This window comes from Mesorhizobium sp. M7A.F.Ca.CA.004.12.1.1 (assembly GCF_003997835.1).
Classification (GTDB): Bacteria; Pseudomonadota; Alphaproteobacteria; order Rhizobiales; family Rhizobiaceae; genus Mesorhizobium.
The window spans coordinates 1-783 of sequence record NZ_RZRK01001368.1 but is presented as its reverse complement, the minus strand read 5'-3'; the positions used below and the strand labels follow the sequence as shown (position 1 = coordinate 783).

The following is a 783-nucleotide window of genomic DNA, read 5'->3' as shown; positions in this document are numbered from 1 at the left end:
CGGCAATTGATGCACGTCGCAATCTACGTTGCCATCGCCGAGAACGGCGTGATCGGGCGGGACGGCGGGCTCCCGTGGCGGCTCTCCACCGATCTCAAGCGCTTCAGAGCCGATACGATGGGCAAGCCCATCATCATGGGCCGCAAGACCTATGAGGGCATCGGCCGGCCGCTGCCGGGCAGGTTGAACATCGTCGTCACCCGCGACAAGACCTGGCGCGCCGAGGGCGTCGAGGCGGCACATTCGCTCGAGGCCGCGATCCAACTGGCGACGGAGCGCGGGCGCCGCATGGCCGATGTGGACGAGGTGTGCGTCATCGGCGGCGGCGAAATCTATGCCCAGGCCATGCTGCTGGCCGATCGCCTGCATGTCACCCATGTGCTGGCAGCGGTCGACGGCGACGCGCATTTCCCGCCGATCGATCCTGATTCCTGGCACATTGTCAGCTCGCACGACGTCCCAGCCGGGGAAAAGGACAGCCACCCGACGCGTTATTCGGTCTACGAGCGGCGTCGAGAGAGACATTGAATGAAAAAAGGGGCATTGAAGGAAGACAAAGGGTCGCGACCGGACAAATCGGACGAAGTCGGCAGCGCATCGCGTTGAAAGCGCCTCGTTGCGTCCCTATAGAAGAACAATACTGGATTTTGCGCCGTAATACCGGCGCTTGAGGGAATTCCAAGCGAAAGGACATTCATGCCCTGGAACGACAAAAGCGGCGGTGGCGGCGGCCCATGGGGTGGCGGCGGCAACAATCAAGGACCCTGGGGGCAGGGTCCAAAG

General features: G+C 63.0%; 1 protein-coding gene. It reads left to right on the top strand.

Annotation, left to right across the window (positions count from 1 at the left end):
* The first annotated feature begins 9 nt into the window (after window positions 1-9).
* Window positions 10-528, top strand: coding sequence for a dihydrofolate reductase (locus EN984_RS36435; protein WP_127271784.1), 519 nt, complete (start codon window positions 10-12; stop codon window positions 526-528).
* Window positions 529-783 lie beyond the last annotated feature (255 nt).